We start from the raw sequence: 15598 nt of genomic DNA on the forward strand, positions 1-15598 counted from the left end.
CTCATGATGGCAGGATCAATTTGGCAGCGAATAAGTAGCATCTGTCTGGTGCTGATGATGGCGCTGGTGTATCAGGATGCAGGCGCCCAGAAAGGAGAAGTTACCCAGGTAAAGCGACCTGATACGAACGGAACCAATCCCTTTTACAAAGGTTCCAGGGCGCCCCTAAAGGCTTCCTATCTGTTAAAACTGCCTGTGGGGACGATTCATCCACAGGGCTGGCTACTCAGGTACCTGGAGTTGCAGAGAGATGGCCTGACCGGGAAACTGGGAGAAATAAGCGCCTGGCTGGCTAAAAAAGACAATGCCTGGCTGAGTGCGGATGGAACCGGGGATCATGGTTGGGAAGAAGTTCCTTACTGGTTGAAAGGTTATGCCAATCTGGGTTATATTCTGAATGACCCTGCCATTATCAGGGAATCGAAGATCTGGCTGGAAGCAGCCCTTCAAAGCCAGCAACCGGATGGGTACTTCGGACCATTAATCCTGAAAAAGGGAAAGCCGGATTTATGGGGCAATATGATCATGCTCTGGTGCCTGCAGTCTTATTACGAGTACAGTAAGGACCAGCGGGTGCTGCCTTTTATGGAAAAATATTTCAAATGGCAGAACGCTTTGCCAGACAGCATGCTGCTGGAAGACTATTGGGAGAACAGCCGTGGCGGGGACAACCTGCTTAGCATTTACTGGCTGTACAACCGCACCCACGGTAATGAATGGTTGCTGGATCTGGCGGAAAAAATCCACCGCAATACCGCTGACTGGCGGCAGGCTGACCAGCTGCCCAACTGGCATAATGTGAATATCGCCCAATGTTTCCGGGAACCGGCGACCTATTATTTACAGACCCGGAACCCGGCGGACCTGGAAGCAACGTATAACGATTTTCATCTGATCCGTAAACTTTACGGCAATGTACCCGGTGGCATGTTTGGCGCGGATGAGAATGCCCGTAAGGGCTATACCGATCCCCGGCAGGGGGTGGAAACCTGCGGTTTGGTGGAGCAAATGGCTTCCGATGAAATACTGCTGGGTATTACCGGTGATCCTTTCTGGGCGGACCATGCAGAAGACGTGGCTTTTAATACCTACCCGGCAGCCGTTATGCCGGATTTTAAATCCCTGCGGTATATAACCAGCCCCAATATGTCGATCAGCGATAGTAAGAACCACCATCCTGGTATCGACAATAAAGGGCCCTTTCTGATGATGAATCCTTTTAGCTCGCGGTGCTGTCAGCACAATCATGCGCAGGGCTGGCCCTATTATTCCGAACATCTGTTTATGGCTACACCGGATAAGGGGGTTGCGGCCCTGCTATATGCGGAAGCTGATCTGCAGGTGAAAGTGGGCGATGGAACATTGGTCACCATCAGTGCCAGGGGACATTACCCTTTTGCAGACAGAATGGAATTTCAGATTAAAAGTCCAAAGACCTGCCGGTTCCCTTTTTACCTTCGGATTCCGGCCTGGTGCAGGGAAGCCCGTTTAAAAATCAATGGTAAGGAAATCGCCGGCGAATTTGAACCTTCGGGTTATATAAAAATTTTCCGTAACTGGAAATCCGGTGACCGGGTAGCATTGGAATTGCCCATGAATATCAGGGTCCGCAAATGGTCCGCCAATAAAAACAGTATCAGTGTTGATCGTGGCCCGTTGACCTATTCGCTGAAAATAAAAGAGCATTACCGGAAAGCAGACAGTAAAAGTTCTGCGATATGGGATTCCAAATGGCAAGCCACCGCCGATCCGGACAAATGGCCATCTTATGAAATACTACCCGCTTCCGACTGGAATTATGGGTTGAATTATAAAGGCGAGCGTCCGGAGGATTTCTTCCAGGTAATAAAACGCCCCTGGCCTGAAGACAATTTTCCATTTACCCCGGATCAGGTGCCCATCTTACTGAAAACAACAGGTAAGCAGATTCCGGAATGGGGGATCGATCAGTACGGACTGACGGATACCCTGCCTTCCAGCCCTGTTTCGGTTACCGGGGCGGCTACTACCATTGAATTAATACCTATGGGAGCGGCACGTTTGAGGATATCCGCCTTTCCCGTTGTAAATTAGGCCTGGTATATATTACCGGTCTGTAATTTAAAACGAAGATGAGACGATTCAGTTATTTCCGATTTCCGATTTATGTAATATTGATGTTCCTGGCGCAGGCAACGGGCGCCCAGAACCGGAAAGCGCCGGCTTATCCCTTGGTCACTCATGATCCCTACTTCAGCATCTGGTCCACGACTGATCAACTCTACCAATCACCTACCCGACACTGGACCGGTAAAGCCCAGCCGCTTTGTGGTTATATCAAGGTGGATGGTAAAATCTACCGTTTTTTAGGTCAGGCAAGTCCCTCTTTTGAAGTACTCCTGCCCGCAGCGGATGACCGGCCCTATGACCTGCGGTACCTGGAGGAGGAACCCTCAGGGAAATGGTACCAGTTGCGTTATGATGACAATAAATGGAAATCGCTTCGGTTTAACGACCGCAAATGGAAGCAGGGGACAGGCGCCATGGGAGATGAACAGACGGCTTATTTATCGACGCCCTGGAAATCTGAACAGCTGTGGGTGCGTCGGGTTTTTGACTGGAACCGCGAGGATAAAAGCCGGGTATATCTGAAACTTAATCATGATGACAATATCGAAGTTTTTCTGAACGGGGTAGTTATTTACCAGAAAACCGGATGGGTGGATGACTATGCCTATATCCCGATCCCCGATACGGCCTTATTAAAAAAAGGAAAGAATGTGCTGGCAGTGCATGTACGCAATACAGCTGGCGGCCAGCATCTTGATTTTGGGCTGGTGCAGGAACGAAAGCCCGAACTGGCGGGAAAACTGGAAACCGCTTTTCAACGCAATGTTCAGGTGAAAGCGACCCAAACCATTTATGATTTTATATGCGGTCCGGTAAATCTAAAAGCCAGTTTTACCTCCCCGCTGATTGCCGATGACCTGGAACTGATGTCCCGACCCGTATCCTACCTGAGTTTTGAAGTCCAGTCTACTGATCAGGCACCCCATCAGGTTGAAATACTGTTGAGCGCGTCCTCTGATCTGGCAGTAAACCGGCCGGTGCAGGAAGTTAGTGCCGACCGGGTTGCGATAGACGGATTATCCGTTCTGAAAGCCGGTACCTTATCCCAGGAGGTCCTGAAGAAGAAAGGAGATGACCTGCGCATAGACTGGGGATATTTATATCTGGCGGCTGAAAAAAATAACCGGGTTCACCAGTACCTGACACCCACGGTAGACGCAGGCTTGGTCGTATTAAATAAAACGGATAAATTTTCTCCTTTGGCTTCAATAAAGGGAAAATCGGTCTGGTTGAATACCCTGGTTCAACTGGGAAATACGGTCCATGGTACCGCAAAAATGCTGATCGGGTATGATGACGGTTACGCCATACAGTATTTTGGAGAAAATCTGCGCCCCTGGTGGAATCGTAAGGGTGGTTCTTCCATGGCGGAGCAGCTGAAAAAAGCCCTGGAAGATTATGATCAGGTCATGGCCAGGGCCCGGGCGATGGATCTCAGAATTTATGAAGATGCCCGCAAAGCCGGTGGAACAGCTTATGCACAACTTTGTGAAATCGCCTACCGGCAGGCTATGGCGGCACATAAACTGGTCGAAAGTCCTCAGGGCGAACTTTTGTTTTTATCCAAAGAGAATTTCAGTAACGGCTCCATTAATACGGTAGATATTACCTATCCTTCTTCGCCGCTGTTCCTGGTCTATAATCCCGAATTGCTCAAGGGAATGATGAATGGCATTTTTTATTATAGTGAGAGTGGAAAATGGACCAAACCTTTTGCCGCTCATGATCTCGGAACCTATCCGCAGGCAAATGGACAGACCTATGGGGAGGACATGCCGGTGGAGGAATCCGGTAATATGCTGATCCTGACCGCCGCCATTGCCAAAGTAGAAGGCAACGCTTCCTATGCCGGTAAGCACTGGGAAGTGCTCAGTACCTGGGCGGAATATCTGAGCAGGGAGGGTTTTGATCCGGCCAATCAGTTATGTACGGATGATTTTGCAGGCCACCTGGCACGTAATGCCAATCTTTCTGTTAAGGCGATCATGGGACTGGAGAGTTATGCGCAGTTGGCAAAAATGCTGGGGAAAAAGGATATTTATAATAAGTACCATCAGCTGGCCAAAGCAATGGTGCCGCGCTGGATGTCATTGGCAGATGACGGGGATCACTATACTTTGGCCTTTGAGAAAAAAGGGACCTGGAGTCAGAAATATAATCTGGTTTGGGATAAAGTGCTCCAATTCCGGATTTTTCCGCAGTCGGTATATACCAAAGAACTGCTTTACTATCTGAAGCAACAGCAGCAATACGGGTTACCGCTGGACAGCCGCAAGACCTATACAAAGAGCGACTGGATTTTGTGGACAGCAACCCTGGCCAGGTATCCGGCAACTTTTAAGGAGTTCGTGGAGCCCGTCTATCGATATGCCCTGGAAACGCCGACGCGGGTGCCATTAAGTGATTGGCATGAAACCCTGGACGGCCGGCAGGTAGGATTCCAGGCAAGGAGCGTAGTCGGCGGTTATTGGATGAAAGTACTGGATAAGAAATTGAACCGATAATTTAATTTTTAATATATATGACAATGCGTAATAGATTATTTGTAATGCCGGTATTGGTCGCACTGCTGGCCCTGGGATCCTGTGGCACGCAGGGATCGGGCAGCGATGACGGACTTAAAGGTCGTACAGCAGAAGAAAGCCGTAAAGTTTGGGATTCAGAAAAAGCCAATCAATGGTATGAAAGCCAACCCTGGTATGTCGGGTCCAATTTTCTGCCGAGTACCGCCATCAATCAACTGGAGATGTGGCAGGCTGCCAGCTTTGACACCGCGACCATTGATAAAGAGCTGGGATGGGCGGCCTCCCTGGGTATGAACATCATGCGGGTCTACCTGCACAATCTGGTCTGGCAGGAGGATGAAGCCGGATTTTATGATCGTATGGATAAGTTTTTGGAAATTGCCGATCGCCACGGAATTAAAATTCTGTTTACCATTTTTGATTCCTGCTGGGATCCGTTTCCGAAAGCCGGCAAGCAACGGGCGCCGCAACCCCATGTCCATAATTCGGGATGGGTACAAAGCCCGGGGCAGGAGGTATTGAAAGATTCCACGCAATACCCCTTGTTGGAGAAGTACGTAAAATCGCTCATGCAAAGATTTGGACAGGACGACAGAATTGTTGTATGGGATGTCTGGAATGAGCCGGATAATATGACCGGGGCTTCCTACGAAAAAGTGGAAATTCCGAATAAGGTCGAACTGGTGCTGCCGCTGCTGAAGAAGACATTTGAATGGGCCCGTTCCCAGAACCCGGAGCAACCACTGACTTCCGGCATCTGGTCGGGCAACTGGTCATCCGACAGTACCCTCAAACCGATAGAAAAACTGCAACTGGAATCTTCCGATATCATATCCTTTCACAGTTATGATGATTCTGCAACACTGACCAGGAAAATTAAGGAGCTGCAACGCTATAATAAGCCCTTATTCTGTACCGAGTATATGGCGCGTCCGAATCACAGTACCTTTCAGAGCTCCCTGCCCGTGGCCAAAGCCCACAAGGTTGCGATGATTAACTGGGGTTTTGTAGACGGTAAATCGCAAACCATTTATCCCTGGGATAGCTGGACGAAAAAATATACAGGAGAACCGCCACTGTGGTTCCATGATATTTTCAGGAAGGATGGCAGTCCCTATAAACCTGAGGAAGTGGCTTTTATCCGACAGATGACAGGTAAAAATTAAGTCAGGACCCGGTTGCCAGATCCGGGAGCCGAAACCTGAAAATTATAACAAGATGCTGCGATAATCAAAGTTTAACCGTAGCCTAATTCAATCCAAGTAAATTGAAACTGATCAGATTTGGTCTGTCTATAGCTTTTCTGCTAGGGGGCTTTCTGCCAGCAGCGGCGCAGCCGGTTCGCGGTGACAATCCGCTGATGGCCGATCCCAGCATTTTTTTTGAGAATGGCGTCTACTACCTGTATGGTACCGGTGGTAGAAAAAAAGGCCAGGGTTTTATGGCATACCATTCCAGAGATGCGAAGGTCTGGAAAAGCGGGGGACTGGTGCTCAGGAAAGGGGATAGTTTTGGTAGCTCCGGATTCTGGGCGCCTCAGGTTTTCCCTTATCGGGAACGGTATTATATGGCTTATACCGCCAGCGAACACATCGCTATAGCTTCCGCTGACAGCCCCGCCGGTCCTTTCCGGCAACAGCAGATAAAGGCGCTGGACCCGGATCACCGGATGATCGATCCCTTTGTGTTTTTTGACCCTTCGGGGAAAGTGTATCTCTATCATGTACGACTCGAACATGGAAACCGCATTTTTGTTGCCGAACTCAATGCGGACCTGAATGCGATCATTCCCGGTACCCTGAAGGAATGTATCCAGGCAACGCTGCCCTGGGAAGACACCCGCAATAGTTCCTGGAAAGTGGCGGAAGGCCCGACCGTAATAAAACACAAGGAGCTGTATTATTTATTATATTCTGCGAATGATTTCAGAAATCCTGATTATGCTGTAGGATATGCGGTTGCCAAAAATCCTACGGGCCCTTTTCGGAAAATGGGAGATGGCCCCCTGCTTTCCCGAAAAGAAACGGGCCTGAACGGGACCGGTCACGGCGATATTTATTATGATCATAAAGGTCAGATGTACTATGTTTTTCATGTACATAACAGTCCTGAATCCGTGGCGCCGAGAAAGACCGCTGTCATCAAACTGGATTTTATTAAGGGCGCCGATGGTGTTGATCGGCTTCGTCTGTATCCTCAATCCCTGCAATGGCTAAAGGTAGTTAAGGATTAAGCAGCGGTGTCCGAAGAAATAGTGACGGAAGCTATCGTCGTTAATTAAAATATACCGAAACAAATGAAATACCTGATTTATCTGTTGCTATTGGCTGCGATAGGCTGCATGCCTTCCCGACCGCAGGCACCCGCGTTAACTTTTACCAATCCGGTCTTGCATACGGGAGCCGATCCTTTTAGTTTCTATAAAGACGGATACTATTATTATACACATACAACCGGTGGGCACATTAGCCTTTGGAAAGCAAAATCCATTGCCACCCTGCGCAAGGCGGAGAAAAAAGTAATCTGGCGGCCTCCTGCCGGTACGATGTACTCCAAAGAACTCTGGGCGCCTGAGATCGTATTTATCCGGGGTAAATGGTATTGTTATTTTGCTGCTGATGATGGAAAGAATCATAACCATCGGATGTATGTCCTGGAGAATAGTGCGGCGGACCCGATGCAGGGAAAATGGGTTTTTAAGGGGAAAGTCGCTGATGCGACCGATAAATGGGCCATTGACGGGGATGTTTTCGAGCATCGCGGAAGGTTGTATATGATTTGGTCTGGCTGGGAAGGAAATCATAACGGGCGTCAGGATATTTATATCGCGGGTATGTCCAATCCCTGGACCATTTCCACACCGCGGGTGAAACTTTCTTCGCCTGAACTGGACTGGGAAAAGCATGGCTTTATCGGCGGCCAGCAACCGGAGCGGGTATTGGTCAATGAAGGCCCGCAATTTTTAAAACACAAGAATAAAATATTCATTATCTATTCTGCCAGTGGTTGTTGGACAGATCATTATGCGCTGGGTATGTTGACTGCCAGGGACAATGCCGACCTGCTGGATCCGAAGAGTTGGAAAAAGCATCCTGATCCGGTTTTTCAATCGGACCCGGAACGTGGCGTATATGCACCGGGACACAATTCTTTTTTTAAATCTCCGGATGGCCGCGAAGACTGGATATTGTATCATGCCAATGATCAACCCGGTCAGGGTTGCGGAGGGCGCCGTTCGCCCCGGGCACAGAAATTCAGCTGGAACAAAGATGGTACACCGAATTTTGGCAAACCATTCGCCCTTGACACTGTTTTGAACAGGCCATCAGCCAGGTGATAACAGCGGACAACCTGATTAAGTTTCAGGTTTTCAATACCTGAGGTCAGAAGTTTTTAAAAAAAACATTCTGCTGTTGGTAATTTGGATTATTTATCTAAATTGCATGCAGTTTTGCATGTGAAAGTTTAGTATTTGCCCTGAGTTGCCAGAAAACTTATCGTGTTACAGACTTATAAATTCAGAATGCTTTTGCATACAAACCGTTGAAATTCCCAATTAAACTTTAAACCCAAGTAGTCTTTTAACCTAAGCATTTTTTTAAACGACATTTTTTTTTACCGGCAATAAGATATAGACAATTACGTTATATCACTGTTGTAAAGCACAGTGAACCGTGCTGACTTATCCTTGAGCCAGGCCACACAAAAACAAAGCATATGGAACGATCACAAAAACAGAGAAAAAGCGTTTATTGGCTGTATAGCAAAATCGTTTTTTCGTTTCTGCTGGCGGCGTTATTCCTGCCGGCAATTGCGGCTGCTGGCGCCTTCCAGCAAAATGAATTGACCGTAACGGGTAAAGTAGCTGATGCCTCGGGCAATCCACTGGCCGGGGTTACGGTTGCGGAGAAATCGACGGACAAAGCGGTTGTATCGGCAGCTGACGGAAGTTTTTCGATTACGGTGGCCGGCGCGAATGCTGTGCTGGTATTCAGTTATGTTGGTTATACGACCCATGAAGAACCGGTGAATGGCCGCAGCGATCTGGGAATGATTGCATTAAACAGTTCGGGTACCGAAAATCTGGACGAAGTAGTCGTAATCGGCTATGGTACCGTACGGAAATCAGATCTTACAGGAGCCGTAGGTACGGTTCGGGGCGAACAATTGCAGGAGCGACAAATTGCTTCTGTGAACCAGGCACTTGCAGGCCGGGTAACCGGTGTACAGATCAATACGAATTCAGGAAGACCAGGGGGACAGACCAATATCAGGATCCGGGGTTTTAGTTCCATCAATGCTTCCAGTAATCCATTGTATGTCATTGATGGTGTCTTTCTGCCACAATCTACACAATCGCAGAACAGTAATGCGATTGATTATGTCAATCCCAGTGATATAGAATCAGTGGAAATACTTAAGGATGCATCTTCTACTGCTATTTACGGTGCCCGGGGCGCCAATGGTGTGGTGCTGATTACTACAAAAAGAGGACGGAGTGGTAAACCCCGGGTTACTTATGATGGTAGTCTTTTTCTGAATGCCGAAGGGCCCCACCGGGTCAAAATGTTGAATGCGCAGGAGTACCTGGCTACAGAAAATCTGGCCTATGATAATATCAAGGTATACGACCCGGAGGGATGGGCCAACGGCAACTATGCCACAGTTGAGGATCCGAGGGAAAAAAGAAAATCATTGCCGCTACTGTTTGACAGCAACGGGAATCCTCTTTACAATACGGACTGGTTTAAGGAATCCCAGCAACAGAAACTCTCTCAGAATCATCAATTGGGCGTATCGGGAGGAAATGAATCCACTACTTACGGAATGTACCTGGGTTACAGAAATGAAAACGGTTTGCTGCTGAATTCCTATCAGAAAAGATATTCGGCCCGATTTAATATGGACAGCAGGATTTCCAAAGTATTTAAAATCGGTGGAAGCCTGAGTTACAATCATCAGGAAGAGAATATCATCGATCAGGGTACGGGAGGATTGAACTCCGTTCGGATGATTACCGAAGCCTTTCCTTTTCTGCCGGTAAAATATCCGGATGGCAGCTGGGCAGAAAACTGGCAGTATCCAGGTGCAGAAGGAGGATCCAATCCGGTGCATATCATGACCGATCGCAAATACATCCTGAATACCCAGACGCTGCTGGGAGATTTTCATTTCAATATCCAGTTTTCCCCACATCTGGAATTCAGGAATCAGGAAGGGGTCAGCATTGTCAACCGTGGTACCAATGAGTACAACGGCAGGACCCTGGATCAGATCGGCCGGGACCAGAAAGGCTGGGCCAATGTCAACAACAGTCGCGAAGTATACTGGTCCACTGAAAACTATTTTACTTACAATAATAAGTTTGGAGAAATCCATGACCTGAACGCCATGCTGGGTTTGTCCTGGCAGGGTACGGACTATTTTAATATCGGAACTTCCGCCCAGAATTTTTCATCGGACTATTTCCTGTTTTATAATATAGGTGCCGGCAGCCAGCAGAATGCGGGTAATTCCAATGCCTCGGGCTATGCTTTTAATTCCTATTTCGGTCGGGTTAACTATACGCTCAATAAAAAATACCTGTTTACCCTTACCGGACGGGCAGATGGTAGTTCCAAATTCGGGGATAATTTCAAATATGCATTTTTCCCATCAGGGGCCTTTGCCTGGCGGGTTTCTGACGAAAATTTCCTGAAAGATAATAACACGATTTCCAATCTTAAATTCAGGACCAGTTACGGGTTTACCGGTAACTCTGAAATTTCACCTTATTCCGCCGATGCCCTGCTGAGTTCAGGTTATGTGGCTATTTTTAATAACAGCCGTGTGACCGGTACCGGTACGAACCGTTTGGGCAATCCGGATCTGAAATGGGAAAAAACAGGACAATTTGATATCGGTCTCGAACTCGGGCTGTTAAATAATCGGATCATGTTTGAAGGTGATCTGTATTACAGAAAGACGACAGACATGTTACTGCCCGTACCGATTCCCCTTTCCAGTGGTTATTCAAGCATCATGAAGAACGTGGGCAGTATGGAGAACAAGGGGCTGGAGCTTTCCGTCAATACGATAAATGTGGATCAGGAAAATTTTGGCTGGACTACCAGAGCCAATATCTCCTTTAACAGGAATAAGGTGCTGGAACTGGCAACACCGGCGCCCATTTTTTCCGGTAACCCCAATTTCGTGAACAGTACCGGTATTATCCGGGTGGGCGATCCTGTCGGCTCTTTCTGGGGCCTGCACCGGCTGGGTGTATGGACGGAAGCAGAACGGGCTGAAGCAGCTAAATTCACCAGTTACCGGGGCGGTAAACCCATATTACCGGGTGATTTAAAATATGAAGATGTCAACGGTGACTATGTCATCAATGATGAAGACCGGATGATTATCGGGCATGGCAGTCCGAAAGGCTGGGGCAGTTTCATCAATGATTTGCGCTATAAGCAATTTGCCTTAACCGTGGATATCGGCTTTATGTATGGTAACGATGTGCTGAACCAGGCCCACCACTCCGGTGAGGATCGGGTAAGCATTGCCAACAGCTTCAGTACGGTACTGGACGCCTGGGATCCCAACAAAGGCAATGATAATACGATGGTCGCAGCCATTCGCGATACCAGGGCCGGCTATGTTACAAATGTGGACAGTCGCTGGATTGAAGATGGCTCATTTATCCGGGGCCGCAACCTGATGCTCAGTTATAATTTCAAACCCGAGGCGATCCAGAAATTGTGGTTATCGAAACTGCGTTTATATGTATCGGCGCAAAACTATTTCCTGGTGACCAAGTTCTCGGGAAATGATCCGGAAGTGACCACTTACGGAAATGCATTTGCGCAGGGCCAGACATTTTTTGATTATCCCAAACCCACCACGTTTACCATTGGGTTAAATGCAGGGTTCTAAGTAAATTCAGCAGATGAGTGAACCACGGATAATCAGAAATTTAAAAACATTAAAATACACAGCGATGAAAGGCAAATTAATTAATTCAGGATTTTTGCTGGCAATGATCACATTGCTAACGGCAGCGTCTTCCTGTTCGAAATGGCTTAGTGATAAGGATGTAGATCCTTCTAACTTTTCTCCTGACACTTATTATCAATCCGAAGACCAGGCATTATCTGCGCTGGCTGCGGTCTATGCGCAAACCCGGTTCATCAACGGCGGGGCGGGCATTTTTGCCAACAATTTTTCCATGCTGGAGATGGTGACCGGCACCGCCAGAACAGAGACTGGTCAGAATGCCGATTTAAATAATATCCTCGGCCTGTCTTATAATGGCGACAATGTATTCGTCAATAACTGGTGGAACGGACCTTATAGCCTGATTGCGCAGGCCAACCTTGTCATTACCAAAGTACCGAATGTACCAGGCATGGATGATGCGACCAAAGCCCGCTTTGTGGGTGAGGCCAGCTTTCTGCGGGCCTGGGCCTATTTTTATTTAGTAAGACTTTTCGGTGATGTACCGCTGATATTGGAGCCGGTGGACGGAAATTCTGAGAATTTGTATCCCTCCAGGACGCCCCTGGCAGAAGTGTATAATACAATCGTCAGCGATCTTACTACTGCAGAAGGTGCCGGTCTTAGCTGGTCTGATCAATCCGGCAGGGTATCATTAGGCGCCGTTAAATCTTTATTCGCGGAAGTCTATATCACCATGGCAGGCGCTCCAATGAACGGTGGTGCCGAGTACTACACCAAGGCCGCACAGAAAGCCAAAGAGGTGATCGACAGCAAAGCGTTTAAATTATTTCCGAGTTATGGCGACCTGCATGATGGGGACAAAGAGAATATGGACGAGCATATTTTTCAGATTCAGTATTTAGGCGGGGTGTCGGACAATCCCAATCAGGGTATCCTGCTGCCCAATTTTAAAGAAGTATCGGCCTACGGTACCGAAATTGGTTCCACCGTTCCCAATATTGCGTTTTATAATTCATTTGAAGCAGGCGACCGGCGAAAAACAGACCGCCAGGGCTTTTTCTACACTTCTTATTACGAGGGAGGTTCGGGCTCGTTAAAGCAACTTGGAGCGCCTTATATTTTTAAGTTTTTTGATGTGCAGGCCAATGGGACCAGTGGTGTCCCGGGTTCGGCGGTAAGCAGCCTTAACTGGCCCAATATCCGCTATGCCCAGGTATTGCTCACTTATGCCGAAGCCCAGAATCAGGCTGACGGAGCACCCAATCAGTTGGCCTGGAACGGACTGAATGCTATCAGAAACAGAGCGAATCTGACAACACCTGCGGTGGGAACATTTTCAAAACAAAGTTTTGATGATGCCGTTCTGCGTGAACGCTGGCATGAACTCTGTTACGAACAGATTACCTGGTTTGATATGGTGAGAAGGAAAAAAGTATATACGTTCCCGGGTAATAGTTTTGATAATTTCGTGGGGCATAAACTGGCCGAAGGAGGTGCGGTGCTGGCAGAGAAACATCTGCTGTTTCCGCTCCCTGTATCTGAAAGGCAGAATAATCCCAACCTGAAGCCGGATAATCCGGGATATTAGAAAATAAGGTATAATGAATAATGGTTTGAAAGGCTTCAGGGCTTTTCAAACCATTTTTTTTACAGGGAATGAAATGCTTTCAGGAAGCAGGTGCGTCGTTATCTTTTTCGATATAATCAGGAAGCGAGGTTTTCTTAAAAGTAAAATGCCGCTGTATCAGGTAACTGACGATGATGACGACTACCGTCGTTCCCAGTTGGGCGAAAGTGGGGTAGATGCCCAGAATTTCCACGGCGCCCTTCAAGAGAATATAGTTAAGGAACAAATTAAACCCACAAACCAGTACGTAACGAAAAAGTTGCACATGGCCGCGGATCTTGCTGTCGTCAAAAACCACGTATTTCATTAGAAAAAAACCCAAAAGCAATGAGGCGGTGAATGATACCATCAAAGCGGCGGTATAGGATTCAAAAGCATAAATGCCAATATCCACATATTCAGCACGGAACAGAAAATGGTAGGCAACGTAGAAAACCACCAGGCCGAATACCGTATTGGCCATACCGGAAACAGCATACCGGAAGGTCTGCAGGGGTAATAGCCTTTTAAAAGGCGGATGAAAAAAATCAATAATAGGTAACAGAGAATTCCGTATGCGGTAAAAATGCTGCCTCATCGGATGCGAAGATAGGAAGAACCGGCTGAGAACCGATTGAATATTAGCTGGTTTTCCAACTAGGCTGCACGCAGCTTTATGCTTCGTTTGGTTTAGCGGTGCCTTTGAATATCTTATCTTTGGGAAAGGCGCTGCCCTTGGCAGCCGGTAGCGGAGATACCCCATAAACGTTCATTTATCCAAAAATCCTCGTCATGTATAAATTGCTGTTTGGTCTATTTTTATTTACCTGCTGGTCGGTGCGCGCACAGGATCATTCCCCATCTGCTGTGTCAAGGCCCAATATTATTTATATCATGAGTGATGATCATGGTTATCAGGCTGTCAGTGCCTATGGATATGGTCTCAATCATACACCCAATATTGACCGGATTGCCAAAGAGGGCATGCTGTTTTCCAGGGCAACCGTCAGCAATTCCTTATGTGCACCCAGTCGCGCGGTCTTACTTACGGGTAAGCACAGTTTTATGAATGGGAAAGTAGATAATGTGACAAAGTTCGACTGGAACCAGGACAATTTTGCCAAGGAATTGCAACAGGCAGGATATCAGACGGCGCTTGTCGGGAAGATTCACCTGGACGGACGGCCCCAGGGCTTTGATTACGCTGCCGTTTTACCTGGCCAGGGTCAGTATTACAATCCGAACTTCATCATTAACGGTAAAAAGAAACAGATTCATGGTTATGTAACTGATATTACAACCGATTTGGCTTTAGAATGGCTGAAAAACCGGAACACCGATCAGCCTTTTTGCCTGCTATTTCATCAAAAAGCACCCCATCGTGAATGGCTGCCTGCCGAACGGCATTATCCGTTGTACACAAAAATGAATTTTAAGGAACCCGAAACGCTTTTTGATGATTATAAGGGACGGGGTACGGCAGCCCGAACAGCGGAAATGAATATCCTCAAGGACATGAACTGGGCCGGCGATTCCAAAATTCGTCCGGAACTGATGAAAAAGCTGGGTATACCCGAGACCCTTAAGTGGGATATGGATGCCTATAACAATAATCTGGGCCGGATGGATTCGACGCAGCGTAAGGCCTGGGACGCGGTGTATGATCCGATTAATGAGGAATTCGCGAAAAAATACAAATCCATGTCCCGGGAGGACCTGATGCACTGGCGATATCAGCGGTATATGCAGGATTATCTGGGGACGGTCGCAGCGGTGGATGACGGGGTCGGTCAGGTACTGGATTTTCTGGACCGTAACGGATTGACTGAGAATACCATTGTCATATACACTTCTGATCAGGGCTTTTATATGGGTGAGCATGGCTGGTTTGACAAACGTTTTATGTATGAGGAATCATTGCGTACCCCGCTGATGATCCGCTATCCCGCCGAAATTAAGCCCGGGTCCTCCAGTGATGCATTGGTACAGAACCTGGACTTTGCGCCTACCTTACTGGATTATGCCGGCGTCGCTGTTCCCGGGGATATGCAGGGTCAGTCCTTTCGTGAACTGGCGGCCGGAACTTCGGAGAAATGGCGGGATGCCATCTATTATACCTACTATGAATATCCCTCTATACATATGGTTAAAAGACATTATGGTATCCGCACCCAGCGTTATAAACTGATGCATTTCTACTATGATGTAGATGAATGGGAAATGTACGATCTGGAGAAAGACCCTCAGGAAATGAATAATGTATATAATAACCCGGAATACAAAAAAATCAGACAGGACCTGCATCAGCAACTGGAATCGCTGCGTAAAAAATACAAGGACGGTGATGCCAATGACCAGAAATTTCTGAAAAATTACCTCAAAGCAACCGAAAAAAAGTCCTGATTTCAGGAAATTCAGG

Annotated in this window: 9 protein-coding genes; 8 read left to right on the top strand and 1 reads right to left on the bottom strand. The window is 47.5% G+C overall.

The window, feature by feature from the left end:
* Positions 1–6: 6 nt before the first annotated feature.
* From ACYVI9_RS18100 to ACYVI9_RS18130, 7 genes are all read left to right on the top strand, one after another.
* Positions 7–2073: a beta-L-arabinofuranosidase domain-containing protein gene (locus tag ACYVI9_RS18100; RefSeq protein WP_460767557.1), complete on the top strand. Its 2067-nt coding sequence runs from the start codon at positions 7–9 to the stop codon at positions 2071–2073.
* Positions 2074–2111: 38 nt separating this feature from the next.
* Positions 2112–4613 carry a glutaminase family protein gene (locus ACYVI9_RS18105; RefSeq protein ID WP_460767560.1) on the top strand — a complete coding sequence of 834 codons (2502 nt, stop codon included), beginning with the start codon at positions 2112–2114 and terminating at the stop codon, positions 4611–4613.
* Positions 4614–4636: 23 nt separating this feature from the next.
* The gene (locus ACYVI9_RS18110) at positions 4637–5800 is read left to right on the top strand and encodes a cellulase family glycosylhydrolase (protein WP_460767562.1); all 1164 of its coding nucleotides are present in this window, start codon (positions 4637–4639) and stop codon (positions 5798–5800) included.
* A 101-nt stretch (positions 5801–5901) separates the two neighbouring features.
* Positions 5902–6867 (top strand): glycoside hydrolase family 43 protein, encoded by a 966-nt coding sequence (locus ACYVI9_RS18115; RefSeq protein WP_460767565.1) that lies wholly within the window; start codon positions 5902–5904, stop codon positions 6865–6867.
* A gap of 63 nt (positions 6868–6930) precedes the next feature.
* Positions 6931–7971 (top strand): glycoside hydrolase family 43 protein, encoded by a 1041-nt coding sequence (locus ACYVI9_RS18120; protein WP_460767568.1) that lies wholly within the window; start codon positions 6931–6933, stop codon positions 7969–7971.
* A 380-nt stretch (positions 7972–8351) separates the two neighbouring features.
* Complete coding sequence (locus tag ACYVI9_RS18125; RefSeq protein WP_460767571.1) at positions 8352–11549, top strand: SusC/RagA family TonB-linked outer membrane protein; 3198 nt, start codon at positions 8352–8354, stop codon at positions 11547–11549.
* Between the two features lie 64 nt (positions 11550–11613).
* Positions 11614–13161, top strand: coding sequence for a RagB/SusD family nutrient uptake outer membrane protein (locus ACYVI9_RS18130; protein WP_460767574.1), 1548 nt, complete (start codon positions 11614–11616; stop codon positions 13159–13161).
* 79 nt (positions 13162–13240) lie between these two features.
* Here ACYVI9_RS18130 and ACYVI9_RS18135 read toward each other — a convergent pair whose 3' ends face one another.
* Positions 13241–13777, bottom strand: a complete 537-nt coding sequence (locus ACYVI9_RS18135; protein ID WP_460767577.1) for a GtrA family protein — start codon at positions 13775–13777, stop codon at positions 13241–13243.
* A 194-nt stretch (positions 13778–13971) separates the two neighbouring features.
* Here ACYVI9_RS18135 and ACYVI9_RS18140 point away from each other — a divergent pair, with 194 nt between their 5' ends.
* Positions 13972–15582: a sulfatase family protein gene (locus ACYVI9_RS18140; RefSeq protein ID WP_460767580.1), complete on the top strand. Its 1611-nt coding sequence runs from the start codon at positions 13972–13974 to the stop codon at positions 15580–15582.
* Positions 15583–15598: the final 16 nt, after the last annotated feature.

The organism is Niabella terrae (assembly GCF_054783135.1).

What these genes read in the sequence shown, in the direction of transcription:
- ACYVI9_RS18100 (WP_460767557.1), top strand. Translation starts at nt 7, where the DNA reads ATGGCAGGATCAATTTGGCAGCGAATAAGTAGCATCTGTCTGGTGCTG.
- ACYVI9_RS18110 (WP_460767562.1), top strand. Translation starts at nt 4,637, where the DNA reads ATGCGTAATAGATTATTTGTAATGCCGGTATTGGTCGCACTGCTGGCC.
- ACYVI9_RS18120 (WP_460767568.1), top strand. Translation starts at nt 6,931, where the DNA reads ATGAAATACCTGATTTATCTGTTGCTATTGGCTGCGATAGGCTGCATG.
- ACYVI9_RS18130 (WP_460767574.1), top strand. Translation starts at nt 11,614, where the DNA reads ATGAAAGGCAAATTAATTAATTCAGGATTTTTGCTGGCAATGATCACA.
- ACYVI9_RS18135 (WP_460767577.1), bottom strand. Translation starts at nt 13,777, where the DNA reads ATGAGGCAGCATTTTTACCGCATACGGAATTCTCTGTTACCTATTATT.
- ACYVI9_RS18125 (WP_460767571.1), top strand. Translation starts at nt 8,352, where the DNA reads ATGGAACGATCACAAAAACAGAGAAAAAGCGTTTATTGGCTGTATAGC.
- ACYVI9_RS18105 (WP_460767560.1), top strand. Translation starts at nt 2,112, where the DNA reads ATGAGACGATTCAGTTATTTCCGATTTCCGATTTATGTAATATTGATG.
- ACYVI9_RS18140 (WP_460767580.1), top strand. Translation starts at nt 13,972, where the DNA reads ATGTATAAATTGCTGTTTGGTCTATTTTTATTTACCTGCTGGTCGGTG.